The organism is Stenotrophomonas sp. 99219_Sma (assembly GCF_056480785.1).
In genome coordinates this window covers 3,598,801-3,615,836 of record NZ_CM151117.1, presented here as the reverse complement: position 1 = coordinate 3,615,836, position 17,036 = coordinate 3,598,801, and the positions used below count along the sequence as shown (strand labels likewise).

Annotated in this window: 14 protein-coding genes; 8 read left to right on the top strand and 6 right to left on the bottom strand. The window is 67.1% G+C overall.

All coding sequences use genetic code 11. The features are described from left to right. The first annotated feature begins 18 nt into the window (after positions 1-18). The 3 genes from sucC to ACZK13_RS16535 all read left to right on the top strand — a co-directional run bounded on the left by sucC (position 19) and on the right by ACZK13_RS16535 (position 3,943). On the top strand, positions 19-1,188 hold the full coding sequence (gene sucC, locus ACZK13_RS16545) for an ADP-forming succinate--CoA ligase subunit beta (RefSeq protein WP_004154430.1): 1,170 nt from the start codon (positions 19-21) through the stop codon (positions 1,186-1,188). Between the two features lie 20 nt (positions 1,189-1,208). Beyond that, positions 1,209-2,084 (top strand): succinate--CoA ligase subunit alpha, encoded by an 876-nt coding sequence (gene sucD, locus ACZK13_RS16540; RefSeq protein ID WP_005410793.1) that lies wholly within the window; start codon positions 1,209-1,211, stop codon positions 2,082-2,084. A gap of 224 nt (positions 2,085-2,308) precedes the next feature. Then, a complete protein-coding gene (locus ACZK13_RS16535) occupies positions 2,309-3,943 on the top strand; it encodes an NAD+ synthase (RefSeq protein ID WP_032128820.1) in 1,635 nt (544 codons plus the stop codon). Between the two features lie 696 nt (positions 3,944-4,639). On the opposite strand, the gene ACZK13_RS16530 is transcribed toward ACZK13_RS16535, so the two are convergent. Both ACZK13_RS16530 and ACZK13_RS16525 read right to left on the bottom strand, forming a co-directional pair. Next, positions 4,640-5,842, bottom strand: coding sequence for a lipase family protein (locus ACZK13_RS16530; protein WP_478481949.1), 1,203 nt, complete (start codon positions 5,840-5,842; stop codon positions 4,640-4,642). 190 nt (positions 5,843-6,032) lie between these two features. After that, on the bottom strand, positions 6,033-6,920 hold the full coding sequence (locus ACZK13_RS16525) for an outer membrane protein assembly factor BamD (RefSeq protein WP_029379759.1): 888 nt from the start codon (positions 6,918-6,920) through the stop codon (positions 6,033-6,035). Positions 6,921-7,033: 113 nt separating this feature from the next. Here ACZK13_RS16525 and rluD point away from each other — a divergent pair, with 113 nt between their 5' ends. From rluD to ACZK13_RS16505, 4 genes are read left to right on the top strand one after another with little or no spacing between them, the layout of a single operon-like run. Further along, positions 7,034-8,023, top strand: coding sequence for a 23S rRNA pseudouridine(1911/1915/1917) synthase RluD (gene rluD / locus ACZK13_RS16520; protein ID WP_080291790.1), 990 nt, complete (start codon positions 7,034-7,036; stop codon positions 8,021-8,023). Then, positions 8,023-8,793: a peptidoglycan editing factor PgeF gene (pgeF, locus tag ACZK13_RS16515; protein WP_346484947.1), complete on the top strand. Its 771-nt coding sequence runs from the start codon at positions 8,023-8,025 to the stop codon at positions 8,791-8,793. The genes rluD and pgeF overlap by 1 nt, the downstream gene beginning before the upstream one ends. Before the next feature lie 20 nt (positions 8,794-8,813). Then, complete coding sequence (locus ACZK13_RS16510) at positions 8,814-9,320, top strand: DUF4166 domain-containing protein (protein ID WP_478481947.1); 507 nt, start codon at positions 8,814-8,816, stop codon at positions 9,318-9,320. Beyond that, complete coding sequence (locus ACZK13_RS16505; protein WP_032128816.1) at positions 9,295-9,732, top strand: thiol-disulfide oxidoreductase DCC family protein; 438 nt, start codon at positions 9,295-9,297, stop codon at positions 9,730-9,732. The genes ACZK13_RS16510 and ACZK13_RS16505 overlap by 26 nt, the downstream gene beginning before the upstream one ends. Positions 9,733-9,805: 73 nt before the next feature. On the opposite strand, the gene otsA is transcribed toward ACZK13_RS16505, so the two are convergent. The 4 genes from otsA to ACZK13_RS16485 all read right to left on the bottom strand — a co-directional run bounded on the left by otsA (position 9,806) and on the right by ACZK13_RS16485 (position 16,328). Beyond that, positions 9,806-11,170: an alpha,alpha-trehalose-phosphate synthase (UDP-forming) gene (gene otsA, locus ACZK13_RS16500; protein ID WP_121504692.1), complete on the bottom strand. Its 1,365-nt coding sequence runs from the start codon at positions 11,168-11,170 to the stop codon at positions 9,806-9,808. Then, positions 11,167-12,948, bottom strand: coding sequence for a glycoside hydrolase family 15 protein (locus tag ACZK13_RS16495; RefSeq protein ID WP_478481945.1), 1,782 nt, complete (start codon positions 12,946-12,948; stop codon positions 11,167-11,169). The genes otsA and ACZK13_RS16495 overlap by 4 nt, the downstream gene beginning before the upstream one ends. Positions 12,949-12,987: 39 nt before the next feature. Then, on the bottom strand, positions 12,988-13,746 hold the full coding sequence (gene otsB, locus ACZK13_RS16490; RefSeq protein WP_110713331.1) for a trehalose-phosphatase: 759 nt from the start codon (positions 13,744-13,746) through the stop codon (positions 12,988-12,990). 146 nt (positions 13,747-13,892) lie between these two features. Then, entirely contained in the window at positions 13,893-16,328 is a 2,436-nt protein-coding gene (locus ACZK13_RS16485) for a TonB-dependent receptor plug domain-containing protein (protein ID WP_478481943.1), read from the bottom strand. 214 nt (positions 16,329-16,542) lie between these two features. On the opposite strand from ACZK13_RS16485, the gene ACZK13_RS16480 reads away from it, so the two are divergent. Further along, a complete protein-coding gene (locus tag ACZK13_RS16480; protein WP_049398197.1) occupies positions 16,543-17,025 on the top strand; it encodes a DUF3574 domain-containing protein in 483 nt (160 codons plus the stop codon). The last annotated feature ends 11 nt before the right edge of the window (positions 17,026-17,036 follow it).

The window sequence follows — 17,036 nt, the reverse complement described above, 5'->3', positions numbered from 1 at the left end:
CTATTCCCACGGTGACGCATGAATTTCCACGAATACCAGTCAAAACAACTGCTTGCCGAGTACGGCATCCCGGTCCCGGCCGGCAAGGTCGCTGCGACCCCGGACGAAGCGGTTGCCGCTGCCAACTCCCTGGGCCAGGGCCCCTGGATGGTCAAGGCGCAGATCCACGCTGGCGGCCGCGGCAAGGCTGGCGGCGTCAAGTTCTGCAAGACCACCGACGACGTGAAGGCCGCTGCGGCCAAGATGCTCGGCACCAAGATGGCCACCTACCAGACCGCTGGCGTTGAACTGCCGGTCAACCTGGTGCTGGTGACCACCGCCGGCGAGATCGTCAAGGAACTGTACCTGTCGGTGCTGGTCGACCGTGGCACCAAGACCATCACCTACATCGCCTCTTCGGAAGGCGGCGTGGAGATCGAGCAGGTCGCCGCTGAAACCCCGGAGCTGATCCACTCGCTGAACGTCGACTTCGTCGAAGGCGTGCAGGGTTACCACGGCCGTGATTTCGGCTTCAAGCTGGGCCTGACCGCCAAGCAGGCCGGCCAGTTCGCCAGCATCATGGTGAACCTGTACCGCCTGTTCAACGAAAAGGACCTGGCGCTGGTTGAAATCAACCCGCTGGCCATCCTGGACGACGGCAACCTGTACGCGCTGGACGGCAAGTTCGACAGCGACGACAACGCCGCGTTCCGCCAGAAGGCCCTGGTCGCCATGCGCGACAAGACCCAGGAAGATCCGACCGAAGTGATCGCTTCGGAGCTGGACATCAACTACGTCACCATGGACGGCAACATCGGCTGCATGGTCAACGGCGCAGGCCTGGCCATGGCCACCATGGACGTCATCAAGCTCAACGGCGGCGAGCCGGCGAACTTCCTGGACGTGGGCGGCGGCGCCAACAAGCAGCGCGTCATCGAAGCGTTCAAGCTGATCCTGTCCTCGGACAAGGTTGAAGGCATCTTCGTCAACATCTTCGGCGGCATCGTCCGCTGCGACATGATTGCCGAAGGCATCATCGCCGCCGTGAAGGAAGTGGGCGTCAAGGTTCCGGTCGTGGTGCGCCTGGAAGGCACCAACGTGGAAGAAGGCAAGCAGCTGCTGCGTGACAGCGGCATGGCCATCATCCCGGCTGACAACATCAACGATGGCGCCAAGAAGATCGTTGAAGCTGTCAAGAACGCTGCCTGATTCGACACCAAGGAATTCCCATGTCTGTTTTGATTAACAAGAACACCAAGGTGATCGTGCAGGGCTTCACCGGCCAGCAGGGCACCTTCCACGCCACTCAGATGATCGAGTACGGCACCCAGGTTGTTGGCGGCGTGACCCCGGGCAAGGGTGGCACCACCCACATCGACCTGCCGGTCTTCAACACCGTTGCCGACGCCGTGCAGAGCACCGGCGCCAACGCTTCGGTCATCTACGTGCCGCCGCCGTACGCGGCCGACGCGATCCTGGAAGCCGCTGCTGCCGGCATCAAGGTCATCGTCTGCATCACCGAAGGCATCCCGGTGCTGGACATGCTGCGCGTCAAGAACGTGCTGACCCGTTCGCATCCGGACACCGTGCTGATCGGGCCGAACTGCCCGGGCGTCATCACCCCGGGTGAGTGCAAGATCGGCATCATGCCGGGCCACATCCACCAGCCGGGCAAGATCGGCATCGTGTCGCGTTCGGGCACCCTGACCTATGAAGCGGTCAAGCAGACCACCGAAGTCGGCCTGGGCCAGTCCACCTGCATCGGCATCGGTGGTGACCCGATCAACGGCCTGAACTTCGTCGACTGCCTGAAGCTGTTCAACGAAGACCCGCAGACCGAAGGCATCATCATGGTTGGCGAAATCGGCGGTGACGCTGAAGAAGCCGGCGCCGAGTACATCAAGAACCACGTGAAGAAGCCGGTCGTCGGTTTCATCGCCGGTGCGTCGGCTCCGGCCGGCAAGCGCATGGGCCACGCCGGTGCGATCGCCTCGGGCGGCAAGGGCACTGCCGAAGGCAAGTTCGCCGCCATGGAAGCTGCCGGTGTTGTCACCGTCCGCTCGCCGGGCGACCTGGGCGCTGCCATCGCCAAGCTGGTGAAATAAGACCGCTTGTGTAGAGTCGAGCCATGCTCGACTGACGCTCTTGCTTCAAACAGAAGGGCCGCCTCCGGGCGGCCTTTCTGCGTCTGGTGCCCTGACCATCCCGGTAACCCCATCCACGCATGGCGTGGATCTACTGAGCCGGGGCTGTCCACGCAGTGAGCGCGCCCGGCGCGCGCATGGCGCAGCGCTACAATGGGCACATTGCAACCACAGGCTGGATTCCCATGGCTTCGATCCGCATCGCGATGGCGCAGTTCGACTTCCCGGTCGGCGATGTCGCCGGCAACACCGAGCGCATCATCGAGATGATCGGCCAGGCGCGCGACGAGTACGGCGCCGAGCTGGTGATGTTCCCCGAGCTGGCGGTGAGTGGTTATCCGCCGGAAGACCTGCTGCTGCGCCCGGGCTTCCTGTACGAGTGCGAGCAGGCGATGGCCCGCATCGCTGCTGCCTGCCGTGGCATCACCGCCGTGGTCGGTTGGCCGCAGGCGGCCGGTGCGGTGGTCTACAACGCCGCCAGCGTGCTGCGTGACGGCCTGGTCGAGCAGACCTACCGCAAGCGCGAGCTGCCCAACTACGCGGTGTTCGACGAGCGCCGCTACTTCGATGTCGATCCGGATGGCGGCAGCTGCGTGTTCGAGGTCAACGGCATTCCGGTCGGCCTGCTGATCTGCGAGGACCTGTGGTTCGCCGAGCCGCTGGCCGACACCGTGCGCGCCGGTGCGCAGCTGGTGGTGGTGCCGAATGCCTCGCCCTACGAGCGTGGCAAGCATGCCCAGCGCGATGCGGTGCTGGCCGCACGCACCCGTGAGAGCGGGGCGGCGATCGCCTACCTCAACGTGGTCGGTGGCCAGGACGCGCTGGTGTTCGACGGCGCCTCGGTGGTGGCCGATGGCGACGGCACCGTGCACCCGGCCGCCGCCGCCTTCGTCGACCAGTGGCTGGTGGTGGAGTACGACGGTGAAAGCCGGCGCTTCATGCCGCACGTGTGGATGGACGATGGCGACGAGAGCATGGACGCGCTGGCCTGGCGCGCAGTGACCCGTGGCATCCAGGACTACTGCCGCAAGAACGGCTTCAAGAAGGTGTGGCTGGGCTTGTCCGGCGGCATCGATTCGGCGCTGGTGCTGGCCATGGCCGTGGACGCGATGGGCGCGGAAAACGTCACCGCCGTGCGGTTGCCGTCGCGCTATACCGCGGGCCTGTCCAACGACCTAGCCGCCGAACAGTGCCAGGCACTGGGCGTGAAGCTGGAGGCGGTATCGATCGAGCCGGCGTTCAAGGGCCTGATGGAATCGCTGGCGCCGATGTTCGAAGGCACTGCGCCGGACGTGACCGAAGAGAACCTGCAGTCGCGCAGCCGTGGCGTGATCCTGATGGCGCTGGCCAATAAGTTCGGTGGCCTGCTGCTGACCACCGGCAACAAAAGCGAATACGCGGTCGGTTACGCCACCATCTACGGCGACATGTGCGGTGGCTATGCGCCGCTGAAGGACCTGTACAAGACCGAAGTGTTCGGCCTGTCCAAGTGGCGCAACACGGTGGGCGGCGCGCCGGTGATCCCGCCGGCGGTGATCAGCCGCCCGCCGTCGGCCGAACTGCGCGAGAACCAGCTGGACCAGGATTCGCTGCCGGCCTATGACGTGCTGGACGGCATCCTGTACCGCTACATCGACCAGGAGCAGTCGCGCACGGAGATCGTTGCGGCCGGTTACGACGCGGCCGTGGTCGACCGGGTGCTGCGCCTGGTGCGCATCAGCGAGTGGAAGCGGCACCAGGCCGCGCCGGGCCCGAAGGTCTCGCGCCGTGCGTTCGGCCGCGAGCGCCGTTACCCGATCAGCAACGGCTACAAGGGCTGAAGCTGCGGTTGGCGGGTAGTGCCGGCCGCTGGCCGGCAACCCGTATACCGCGTATCCACGCATGGCGTGGCTCTAGTGCGTTCGGTAGTGCCGGCCGCTGGCCGGCAACCCCGCATACCGCGTATCCACGCATGGCGTGGCTCTACTGCATCCGGTAGTGCCGGCCGCTGGCTGGCAACCCGCATACCGCGTATCCACGCATGGCGTGGATCTACTGCGTTCGGTAGTGCCGGCCGCTGGCCGGCAACCCGTGTACCGTGCATCCACGCATGGCGTGGCTCTACTGCGTTCGGTAGTGCCGGCCGCTGGCCGGCAACCCGCATACCGCGTATCCACGCATGGCGTGGATCTACTGCGTTCGGTAGTGCCGGCCGCTGGCCGGCAACCCGCATACCGCGTATCCACGCATGGCGTGGATCTACTGCGTCCGGTAGTGCCGGCCGCTGGCCGGCAACCCCGCACACCGGGTATCCACGTATGGCGTGGCTCTACTGCGTTCGGTAGTGCCGGCCGCTGGCCGGCAACCCGCATACCGCGTATCCACGCATGGCGTGGCTCTAGTGCGTTCGGTAGTGCCGGCCGCTGGCCGGCAACCCCCTATACCGCGTATCCACGCATGGCGTGGCTCTACTCCGTTCGGTAGTGCCGGCCGCTGGCCGGCAACCCGTATAGCGCGCATCCACGCATGGCGTGGATCTACCGGGCGTCCTCAAGCAGTTGTTCGAGGCTGGCAGTTTCCGCAGCGTCGTTGAAGCGTCCGTCCCCCAGTCGTGCCCGCACAAACGCCAGGCCATCCGCCGCCGCCGCATCCAGCGTGCCGCGGTGGTCGACCGGGTAACGCCGGAACGCGACCGGCTCGCCTCGCAGGGCCAGGCCTGCGGCATACAGCAGGGTGGTCAGATAGGGCACATCGCGGTCCTCGCTGCCGTGGCCCAGCATCAGCGGTTGGCTGAAGCCGCGGCGCGGTACACCGAGATAGTCGTACAGCACCGCCCAGATGCCCGGCACGCTGGTCAGCGGTGCAGTGAACATGCTGCCGGTATCTGCACCGTCCAGCGTGGTGGCCAATTCGCCCAGGCACTGTTCGCGTGCCACTGCCACGCGGGCGCGACCGGTGTCGCTGAGGACGCGGTCGATCTGTGGCGCAACCTGCAAAAGACCGTCGAGCAGATACGCGTGATACGCGTTGAGCGCGCCAGGATTGGCGGTGCGGTTGTCCGGCTTCATCACCAGCGCAGTCAGCTCGACGGCGGTGGGCGTGCCGGTGGTGAAACTGCCGCGGTAGTGCAGGGAAGGGCCGCCATAGGTGGGCGCCAGATGCCCGGCTGTGAGTGCTGCAGCGCCACCCTGTGAATGACCAACCGAGACCCAGCGCGGCGACAGCGTTGCGTTGCCGAGGTACTGGCGGCTGGCCTTGACCAGGTCGATGGCATTGCGCGCGGCAGTGCGCACATGCAGATAGGCATGCTCGCCGGGGCTGCCGAGCCCCTGGTAGTCCGCGGCGACCACCGCATAGCCCTGGGCCAGGAACTGATCGAGGAAGCGCCCGTCGCGTTCGGGTTGGTAGGGGCCGGACACCGAGGGCGCGCAGCGATCGGCGATGCCCTGGGTGCCATGTGCCCAGGACACCACCGGCCAGCCGCCCGCTGGAGCCGCGCCGGCGGGCAGGTACAGCAGGCCGGTGCCTTCGGCCAGCTGGCCGCGAAGATCCGGGGTGCGGTAGTGGAGCTTGTAGGCCTGCGCAGCCTTGGACGGCACCCATGACGCGCGATAGGGGGCAGCAGACAGCAGATCACCCGGTGCACCCGGTGCGGCAGCCAGGGGGGCCGAGGACAGCGCCAGCAGGGCGGTGGCAAGGAGGCAGGCGAGGGGGCGGAAACGGCGGGGCGGTAGGGTCATGGGGCGCTCCTTCACGGCCGGGATGGCCGTTGCGCCGCAGTGTGGAGGGCGTCGCCGGAGCGGGATGCGACCGGCGTCGCATCCGCCGGGAATTCGTAGAATTCCTAGTGTCGTGGTCGATGGGCGTACGAACCATCCACGCATGGCGTGGATCTACCGACAAAGAAAAGGCCCCTTTCGGGGCCCTCTCTTACTTCTTTTCCAGTCGCGCGTTGCGCTGGCCGGTGCTGGCGGATTTCTCGCCGGCGAACGGGTTCAGCTTGCGGATCATCCACGGGTACTTCGGCCACTTGCCTTCCAGCCACGGGTGGTCCGGCTGGTTCAGCTGCAGGACGCGGCGGGCATCGTCGGCCAGGGTCTTGTTGCCCAGGTGGGTGTAGGAATCGGCCAGCACAGCCACGGCGTCGTACTGGAAGGCGCTCTGCGGGTAGGTTTCCAGCAGGTAGTTGGCGCGGCCGGCGGCCGAGACCCAGGCGCCGCGGCGCATGTAGTACAGGGCGTTGTCCAGCTCATGCTGGGCGAACACGTCACGCAGCTCCAGCATGCGCTGGCGCGCATCGGCGGCGTAGCGGCTGTTCGGGTAGCGGTCCACCACGATGTTGAAGTCCGAATACGCCTGGTGCGGCGTGGACAGGTCGCGACGGCTGGCATCCAGCGACCATACGCGGCGCAGGAAAACCGTACTGCGGTTGGAGTTGGCCAGGCCGCGCAGGTAGTACAGGTACGCGATGTTGCGATGGGTCGGGTAGGTACGGATGAAGCGGTCGATGCTGGACACCGCGTCATCGTGCTTGCCGGCCTTGTACTGGGCGTAGGCGGTCTCGATCATCGCCTGCTCGGTGTACGGACCGTACGGATACTGGGCCACCAGGCGGCGGAAGCTGGCTTCGGCGCCGCTCCAGTTGCCACCCTGCATCAGCTTGTGGCTCTTCTCGTACAACTGTTCGACCGGCGTCCCTTCATCGGGGCGATCGCCCTTCTTGGCACCACGGTGGCAGCCGGTGGCGGCGATGACCAGCACCAGCAGCAGGGCGGTGAGGCGGACGGGCGCGGAGAGCATGGCGGAGCGTCGGATCATGGGGTCGAGGCGGGACGCGGCTGGAATACGAAGGGTCGATGATAGCCTAGTGTCCTGTCCAGCGACTGAAACCGGCCGCCGGGACCCCAAAATTTCAAAGAATGCCCCCTGCCATGTCTGAACAACCCTCTGAATCGGCCCGCCAGGCCATCGTCCCCGACACCGCTGCCGGCCGTCGTTTCGACGCCGTGGTGGCCGAACTGTTCCCCGAATACTCGCGTTCGCGCCTGACCGAGTGGATCAAGGCCGGTGAGGTGCTGCTGGACGGCGCCCAGGTGCGCCCGCGCGATCCGCTGCGCGGCGGCGAGCTCGTGACCCTCAATGTGGTGCTCGAGACCCAGACCGACGCCCAGCCGGAGGACATCCCGCTGGACGTGCTGTTCGAGGACGAGCACCTGCTGGTGATCAACAAGCCGGTCGGCCTGGTGGTGCACCCGGGTGCGGGCAACCACAGCGGCACCCTGGTCAACGCCTTGCTGTTCCGCGACCCGTCGGTGGCGGTGCTGCCGCGCGCCGGCATCGTGCACCGCCTGGACAAGGACACCAGCGGCGTGATGGTGGTGGCCAAGACCCTGGAAGCGCAGACCGCACTGGTCGAGCAGCTGGCCGCGCGCGACGTGCACCGCCAGTACCTGGCCATCGTGATGGGTGCGCTGGTGGCCGGCGGTACCGCCGATGCCCCGATCGACCGCCACCCACGCGACCGCCTGAAGATGGCCGTGCGCGAGGATGGCAAGGAAGCGATCACCCATTACCGACTGCGCGAGCGCTTCCGTGCGCACACCGCGCTGGAGTGCCGCCTGGAAACCGGCCGTACCCATCAGATCCGCGTGCACATGGCGCATGTGCGCCATCCGATCATCGGTGACCCGCTGTACGGCGGTGCGCTGAAGCTGCCCAAGGGCGCCAGCGATGAGCTGGTAGCCGCGCTGCGCGGCTTCAAGCGCCAGGCCCTGCACGCCGAGACCCTGGAGTTCACGCACCCGATCACCGGTGAGCCGGTGCGCAACACCGCGCCGGTGCCGGACGACATGCTGCACCTGATGAAGGTGCTGCGCGAAGACAGCGAAGCTTTCGCCGCACGCGAGCGGGACCGCTGGTGATGGCCGCCGCGTTGCCTTTGCTGCAGGCGGACTGGCCGGCGCCTCCGGGCGTCCATGCGCTGACCACGCGTCGGCACGGTGCGGGCATTTCGCCGGCGCCGTTCGCGCAGTTCAACCTGGGCAACCGGCACGCGGCCGATGGTGATACCCCGGCCAACGTGGAGCACAACCGGCAGCTGCTGCAGCAGGGGCTGGCGCTGCCGTCGGCACCGCACTGGCTGCGCCAGGTGCACAGCAGTACCGTGCTGCGCTTCAACGCGCCGCCAGTGGCCGGTGCCAGCGAACCGGTAGCCGACGCCGCGGTGACCTCGGTGCCGGGCGTGGTGCTGGCGATCCTGACCGCTGACTGCCTGCCGGTGGTGTTCGCCGCCGTCGATGGCAGCGAGGTGGGCGCTGCGCACGCCGGCTGGCGTGGGTTGGCCGACGGCATGCTGGAGGCCACCGTGGCCGCCATGCACACCCCGCCGGCGCAGCTGCGCGCCTGGCTGGGCCCGGCGGCCGGACCGGCCGATTACGAGATCGGCGAAGAGGTCTTCCACGCCTTCGTCGGCCATGATCCGGCGGCCGAGGCGGCGTTTGTGGCGACACGCCAGGGGCACTGGAAGGTGGATCTGTTCGCGCTGGCACGGCAGCGGTTGCAGGCGGCGGGGATGGATCCGGCGCAGGTCTATGGCGGCACGGTGTCGACGATGGCCGATCCGGACCTGTATTCGCACCGGCGCGACCGTCGCACCGGGCGCATGGCGACCCTGGCCTGGATCGCGCCCTGACCCCGCCGCTGTTCGCGCGCGTGCTGGGGCCGGCCTTCGCCACCCTGGCCGCGCCGGTGCAAGCGCTGCATGCCGCGCCGTTGCCCTGCCGCTACGTGGGGCGGGCGCGCATCGTGAGGGGGCGGCACTGGCTGGTGCCGCTGTTGGCCGCGTTGGCGCGGCTGCCGAAGGACGGTGGAGCGTTGCCGACCGAAGTGGCGTTCAGTGCACACGGGCAGGGCGAGCAGTGGGCGCGGCGTTTTGGCCGCTGGCCGATGGTGTCGCGGCTGTGGGCGCACGAGGGCTGCCTGCGCGAGCAGTTGGGCGCGGTGCGCTTCGAGTTTGATCTGCAGGCCCGCGAGGGTGGCATCGACTGGTCGGTGCGCCGGGTCTGGGCGTTCGGGTTGCTGCCGCTGCCGAGGCGCTGGTTTGGTGGCGTACGTTGCCGCGAAGCCTGGCAGGCCGAGCGTTACACTTTCTTGGTCGATGTGACCTTGCCCTGGGCCGGAGCCCTGATCCGCTATGAAGGCTGGCTCGAACCGCAGTGATTCCGCCGCCGAGGCCGGCAGCGCGGTGATCGTGTTCGATGGCGTGTGCGCGCTGTGCAACCGCTGGGTGCGCTTCCTGCTGCGTTTCGACCGCAAGGGCCGCTACCGCTTTGCGGCGATGCAGGGCGCGCAGGGCAGTGCGATGTTGCGCGCGCATGGGCTGGACCCGCAGGACCCGATGTCGTTCCTGCTGCTGGACGAACAGGGCGCCTGGACCGATACCGATGCGATCCTGCGCGTGCTGGCGGGGCTGGGCGGCGCCTGGCGCCTGACCGGTGCATTGCGCGTGCTGCCGCGCAGCTGGCGTGATGCCGCGTACCGCGCGCTGGCCCGCAACCGCTACCGCTGGTTCGGGCGGCATGATGCCTGTTACCTGCCCGCACCGGAGCAGGCCGCGCGGTTCCTGGATTGAAGAAAAAAGGGGACGGAGGGGATTAAGTCGTTTGTGCACAAACGACTTAATCCCCTCCGTCCCCTTTTTTCCCTCAGCCTTCCAGCGCGTCCAGGTAGCTGCGGCGCCAGTGGTTGATGTCGTAGGTGCGCAGGTGCTCCATCATCGCGTGCCAGCGTTCCTTGCGCCTGCGCAGCGACATCGTTGCCGCGGTGGCGATGGCGTCGGCCACGCCGTCCAGATCATGCGGGTTCACCAGCAGCGCCTGCTTGAGTTCGTCGGCGGCGCCGGCCAGCAGCGACAGCACCAGCACGCCGGGGTCTTCCGGGTCCTGCGACGCCACGTACTCCTTGGCTACCAGGTTCATGCCATCGCGCAGCGGCGTGACCAGGCCCACTGCCGCCGCCCGGTAGAAGCCGGTGAGGGTGGCGTGGGTGAAGTTCTGGTTGACGTAGCGCAGCGGCGTCCAGTCCGGTTCGGCGTGGCCACCGTTGATGTGGCCGGCGATCTGTTCCAGCTGGCTGCGCAGCTGCCGGTACTCGGTGACATCGCCGCGCGAGACCGGGGCGATCTGCAGGTAGGTCAGCGAGCCGCGCTGATCCGGATGGCGCTCCAGGTAGCGCTCGAAGCCGAGGAAGCGTTCGGGCAGGCCCTTGGAATAGTCCAGGCGATCCACGCCGATCGCCAGCTGGCGATCACGCAGGCTGTTGCGCAGGTTCTTCACAGCGGCCTTGGTGGCGGCGGTGCCGGCCTGTCGCGCGATCAGCTCGGTGTCGATACCGATCGGGAACGCCGCCGCACGGAAGCGGCGCCCGCCCGGTGCTTCCAGCTCGCCGTTTTCGAGCACGCGGCCGCCGCCGAACAGGCGCAGGTAGGTCTGGAAGCGATCGGCGTCGCGCTGGGTCTGGAAGCCGACCAGATCGTAGGCGTACAGCGCGGAGAACAACCGAAGGTGGTCGGGCATGGCCTGCAGCAGGTCGGCCGACGGCATCGGGATGTGCAGGAAGAAGCCGATGCGGCAGCCGATGCCACGCTCGCGCAGCAGCGCACCAAGCGGGATCAGGTGGTAGTCGTGGATCCAGACGATGTCGTCCTCGCGCAGCAGCGGCGCGAGCTTGTCGGCGAACAGCGCGTTGACCTTATGGTAGGTCTCGCGGGTGCCCCGGTCGTAGTCGACCAGATCCAGGCGGAAGTGCAGCAACGGCCAGAGGGTGCGATTGGCGAAACCGTTGTAGTAGCCATCGACCTCGCGCTTGCTCAGGTCGAGGGTGACGAATTCGATATCGCCATCCTTCTGCGTGTGCAGCGTGCCGCTGCCGTCGCGTACGCTCTTGCCGCTCCAGCCGAACCACATGCCGCCTCGTTCCTTCAGCGCGGCCAGCAGGCCCACCGCCAGGCCGCCGGCGCGGTTCTCGCCCGGTACGGCCACGCGGTTTGAAACCACCACCAGACGACTCACGATGCCTCCTGCCAGGACCGCGACAGGCGCATCGCGGCGGTGATCAGGCCGACGTGCGAATAGGTCTGCGGGAAATTGCCCCAGGCCTCGCCGCTGTCGAAGGCCAGATCCTCCGACAGCAGGCCCAGGTGGTTGCGCTGTTTCAGCAGCAGCTCGAACATCCCGCGCGCTTCGTCCATGCGCCCGATTGCCGCCAGCGCATCGATGTACCAGAAGGTGCAGATGGTGAAGCTGGTTTCCGGTTCGCCGAAGTCATCCGGCGCGACATAGCGGTACAGCGAGTTGCCATGCTTGAGGTCGCGGCCGATGGCGTCGACGGTGGCGATGAAGCGCGTATCCATCGCGTCGATGAAGCCGATGTCGGCCAGCAGCAGCAACGAGGCATCCAGCCGATGGCCACCAAAGGTGTCGGTGAAGTGGCCCAGCTCTTCGCTCCAGGACTCGGCCATGATGCGCGCATGGATGGTGTCGGCGCGTTCGCGCCAGTAATGGGCACGATCATCGCGCTTCAGGCGTACGGCGATCTTGCACAGGCGGTCGCAGGCGGCCCAGCACATCGCGCTGGTGTAGGTGTGCACTTCGGTGCGGCCGCGGAACTCCCACAGGCCGGCATCAGGCACGTCGTGCAGGGCGAACGCCTGTTCACCCAAGGGTTCCAGGCGGGCGAAGGTGTGCGCATCGCCCGGGTCCTGCAGGCGCCGGTCGAAGAACAACTGCGTGGACGCCAGCACCACGCTGCCGTAGACATCGTGCTGGCGCTGCACCCAGGCCAGGTTGCCGCGCCGCACCGGGCCCATGCCACGGTAGCCGGACAGGCTGGGTACTTCGTCCTCGTCCAGCTTGGCCTCGAAACCGATGCCATACAGCGGCTGCAACGTGCCGTCGGTGGTGGCCAGGTTGAAGATATAGCCGAGGAACTGTTCCATCGTGCGCGTTGCGCCGAGGCGGTTCAGTGCGCGCACCACGAACGCGGCATCACGCAGCCAGCAGTAACGGTAGTCCCAGTTGCGCACGCTGCCGGGCGCTTCCGGAATGGAGGTGGTCATCGCCGCGATGATCGCGCCGCTGTCCTCGTACTGGCACAGCTTCAGGGTGATCGCACTGCGGATCACCGCGTCCTGCCATTCCAGTGGAATGGACAGGTAGCGCACCCATTCGCGCCAGTAGTCGCGGGTGCGCTGGAAGGCTTCCTGCACATAGCCACTGATCGAGCGGTTGAGCGATTCATCCACGCCCAGGATCAGGTGGATGGGATGGTTGAGCACGAACGGCAGGCCATCGCGGATGAAGCGCACCGGCACGTCGGTGGTCAGCCGCAGCACGTGTTCGGGCAGGATCCAGCGCACGTGGTTGCTGCCCCAGGTGGACTCGGGCACGCGTGCGCCCCAGTCGGCCAGTGGCCGTGCGTGCACGGTGATGCGTGGGCTGCCGGCCAGTGGTCGTACCTGGCGGATCAGGCTGACCGGGCGGTAGAAGCGATCGTTCTGGCGCCAGCGGGGGGCGAAATCGAGGATTTCCAGCTCGCCACCGTGCGCGTCGCGCAGCACGGTGCGCAGGATCGCGGTGTTGGTCAGGTATTCCTGCTCGCTGCTGGCGAAGTCCTCCAGCTCGATGGCGAAGTCGCCACCGGTCTGCTGGTTGGGGCCGAGCAGGGCACAGAAGGTGGGGTCGCCGTCGAAGGTAGGCAGGCAGCTCCAGACAACGCGGGCACGTTTGTCGACCAGGGCGCCGAAGCTGCCGTTGCCGACCACGCCCAGATCAAGATCGGGTTGGGTCATCACGCGGTACATCTCGGTTGCGGCCGTGGGGTGGCCGGGTCAATAGGCATTCTCACGCAGCCAGGCGTGCACGCTGCGTATGTCGGGCAGCGCGAACACGGCTTTGCTGGGTTCCCGTTCGCCCACCAGCACGCTCCAGCCATGCTGGCTGTTGGCGGCGTCGAAGCCGAACTCATCGGTGAGGTCGTCGCCGAGGAACACCGGCAGGCGGCCGCGGAACGGCAGGTACTGCATCATCCGCCGCACGGCGCGGCCCTTGTCGGTTCCGACGGGAACGAATTCGACCACATGGTCGCCGGGCTGCAGGCGATAGCTGGCACGGCCGCGCACGTGGCGGTCGGCAAAGGCGCGGACATCACTTGCTGCGTGCGGCGCGCCTCGCCAATGCAGGGCCAGGCCGACGCCCTTGTCTTCCACCAGCACGCCGGGATGGCCGTGGGCGAAGCGCATCGCCTGCTGGTGCAGCGCGTGCAGCCACTCGGCGGTGTCGTCGTCGTGTTCGTCGCGCAGGACACGACCATCCTGGCCACGCAGTTCGTGGCCATGCAGGCCGGCGGCAGGCAATTGCAGGGGAGCGAACAGTTGATCCAGCTGTTCAAGCGGGCGACCACTGACCAGTGCCACGGCACCTTCCAGGCGGTCGCTGATGCGGCCGATGGCTTCACGCACATCCGGCAGAAGCTGCACGGCATCCGGGCGTGCAGCGAATTCGATCAGGGTGCCATCGACATCGAGGAACAACGCACAGGCGTCGTCCAGCAATGGCGGTGGCGGACGCAGGGGGAGCGGTTCAGCCATGACGCCCAGCTTGCCAGCGTGGGCGTGTACGTGGGGTCGAGGGCAGGCTACGGAGTGGGTAGTGCCGGCCGCTGGCCGGCACCGTCATGGTCCCTGGATGCACCCTGAGGTTGCCGGCCAGCGGCCGGCACTACCGGACTGATGAATCAGAACGTATAGCGGACGCGGCCGTAGTAGTACGCGCCATTGCTGCCGATTGGCGACAGCACGTCGTACGGCAGGTTGCCGAAGTAGTGGATATCGCTGTTGGATCGATCCGGGTAGTTGTCGGTCAGGTTCTGGCCGCCGATGGCCACGCTCCATTGCGGGGTGATGCGGTACTCCACTTCCGCATCCAGCTGCCATTCGGCCTGGTAGGTCTGGCGCGGGATGTAGCCATCACCGAAGTTGAACACGCGTGTGGCGCTGCCGTAGCGGTTCACGCGGGTGCTCAGCGACCAGTGGTCGTTGCTCCAGGCTGCCGAGAAGCTGCCACGGGTGCGCGGTGTGGCATCGGTGAGGGTGTTGGTCTCTTCGATTCCGAACAGCACGTAGTCCGGATTCAGTGCACGCAGCTGCGCCGGCGTGGCCAGCACGTTCTTCAGCGTGGTCTTGGTGTACGCATAGGTGCCGGTCAACAGCAGCTGGCCATCGCCCAGCGACTGGCGCCAGTTGCTCACCAGTTCGGCGCCGCGGGTGCGGGTGTCGGCGGCGTTGACGAAGAAACTGGCGCTCTGCAGGCCGCTGACGCCGTAGTTGGCCGCCACGTAGTCGGTCAATGCATCGCCGGTGATGCTCTCCGACAGCGCGATGCGGTCGTCGATGTCGATCTGGAAGAAGTCCAGCGACAGGTCGAAGTGCTCGCCGATGCGGCTGGTGAAGCCCAGCGAGGTATTGATCGACTTTTCCGGCTTCAGGTTCTGCGCACCCAGGCCACGGGCGATCGGATTGTTGACCGACAACAGGCGGCCCTGCACCAGCTGGCCGCCAGCGTTGTAGCCGGTGGAGGTGGATTCGTAGCCGATCTGCGCCAGCGACGGCGCGCGGAAGTTGTTGGAGATCGCGCCGCGCAGCGCGAACGCCGGGGTGAATTCATAGCGCAGGCCGAGCTTGCCGGTCAGTTCACCGCCGAAATCGTCGTTGTGCTCGTAGCGTGCGGCCAGATCGGTGGAGAACTTCTCGCCGAACTGGCTGGACAGGCTGGCGTAGGCGCTGGCCACGTCGCGCGACAGGCGCGCCGCATCCTGCGGGGTCAGGCCGCCACCGGCCTGCGAGCCGGTCGGGCGATCGGTGTAAGGGCCGGCGGCGTAGCTGGCCGGGTCGCCGGGACGGGTCTGGTAGCGCTCGTGTCGTGCTTCCACGCCCAGGCCCAGGGTGTGGCTGATGCTGTCGCTCTGGGTGAACACACGACTCAGGTCGAGGTTGCCCACGGTCTGTGCGTATTCGTAGTCGGCGGTCTTGAAGCGGGTCGGGCTGGTCGGGCCCAGCGACGCGTTGAGCGAATCACGCAGGCGGTAGGTGAAGTCGTTCTGGCCGTAATCCAGGCTGCCGTCGTAGCTCCATTCACCCCACTGGCCGCGCACGCCGGCCACGGCCTGCACGTCGCGGTTCTCGCCTTCGGAGATCGGCCGGTAACCGTTCGGATAGACCTGCTTCCAGTTGGCATCGCCATCGGGGTAGCGGAAGTAGTTCGCGCCTTCGGTATCACGCTGGTTGAAGGTGCCGAACGCGTAGAACGTCGACGTCTGGCCCACCGGGATCTCAGTGTTCAGCCACAGGTTGATGTCCTTGCTCTTGCCATCGCCCAGCACGTAGTTGCGCTTGCCCTGCAGCGCCAGGTTGTCCGGCGTCTGGTCCCACGGCGGAATCTGGTCGAAGCCGGCGCGGTTGGTGCCGTTGCGGTGCTTGTACTCCAGGCCGACACGCAGGAAGCCGCCGTCCTCACCCAGCGAGGTGCCGACCTTGGCGCTGATGTTGCCGGTCTGGCCGTCGGTGAGGGTGCGGCCGATCGGCTTGAGGTCGGTGTGGTTGGCACCGTAGCTGGCCTCGATCTCGCCACCGTCGCCGCCGTTGTCGAGGATCACGTTGATCACGCCGGCCACGGCGTCCGAACCGTACAGCGCACCGGCGCCGTCGCGCAGCACTTCGATGCGCTTGATCGCGCTGACCGGGATCGAATTGAAGTCGACCGGCGTGGTGCCCTTGCCGATCTTGCTGTCGGTGTTCACCAGCGCGGTGTGGTGGCGGCGCTTGCCATTGACCAGCACCAGCACCTGGTCCGGCGACAGGCCACGCAGCTGTGCGGCGCGCACGTGGTCGGCGCCGCCGGAGTTGGACTGGCGCGGGAAGTTGAACGACGGCAGCAGGGCCTGCAGCGCACTGCCCAGCTCACCGTTGACCACGCCCGCCTTGCGGATGTCCTCGGCGGTGAGCACATCCACCGGCGAGGTGGATTCGAGCACGGTGCGGTCGGCGGCACGGGTGCCGGTGACGATCACGGTGTCGAGGTTGGTAGCGTCCTGGGCCAGGGCCGGGACGGCGGTGGAGGAAAGCGCGAGGGCGATGGCGAGGCCGAGCGGCGACGCGGGCAGGCGGATGGACATGGGGGCTCCAGCAACAACGACGACGGGGAAGGGCGAGATGGTTTCACTTACATCCATCCGGATGAAGCGATATATTATCTTCGCGTGATGGCCGGTGCCGATGCAAGTCCCTGCCGTCCCGGCATGAGCTGATGCCCTGCTGGCATCAGCACGCCGGGCCAGTGGCGCTGTACGCTGCCGGCTCGCCTTGCCCCCCTTCCCCGGAGCTGTACCGATGAAACACCTTGGCCTCGTCTTCGCCGTGCTGCTGGCCACCAGTGGCTGCGCCAGCCTGTCCTCTCAGGCGCCCAGCGCCTATGCCACGGCCACCACCGCCGAACTGAAGGGTGATGCCGCACGCCCGTCCGCCGGCCACGGCTGGGTGCGCAGTGAGCTGTACTTCGGCGTGGGTGAAGAGCAGGGCGCTGGCAATCGCCCGCAGGCCGACACCATCAGCGATGCGCAGTGGCGCACTTTCCTGGACAAGGAAGTGACCCCGCGCTTCCCGGATGGCCTGACCGTGTTCGATGCCTATGGCCAGTGGCTGTTCCGCGGCGATGCCTCGCCCAACCGCCTGCGCACCAAGGTGCTGGTCGTGCTGCATGAGGACACCCCGCAGCGTCGTGCCGATATCGAAGCCATCCGCCTGGCGTGGAAGCAGCAGACCAAGCATCAATCGGTGCTGTGGTCGCGGCAGGCGGTCGAGGTATCGTTCTGAGTTGAAGGTGC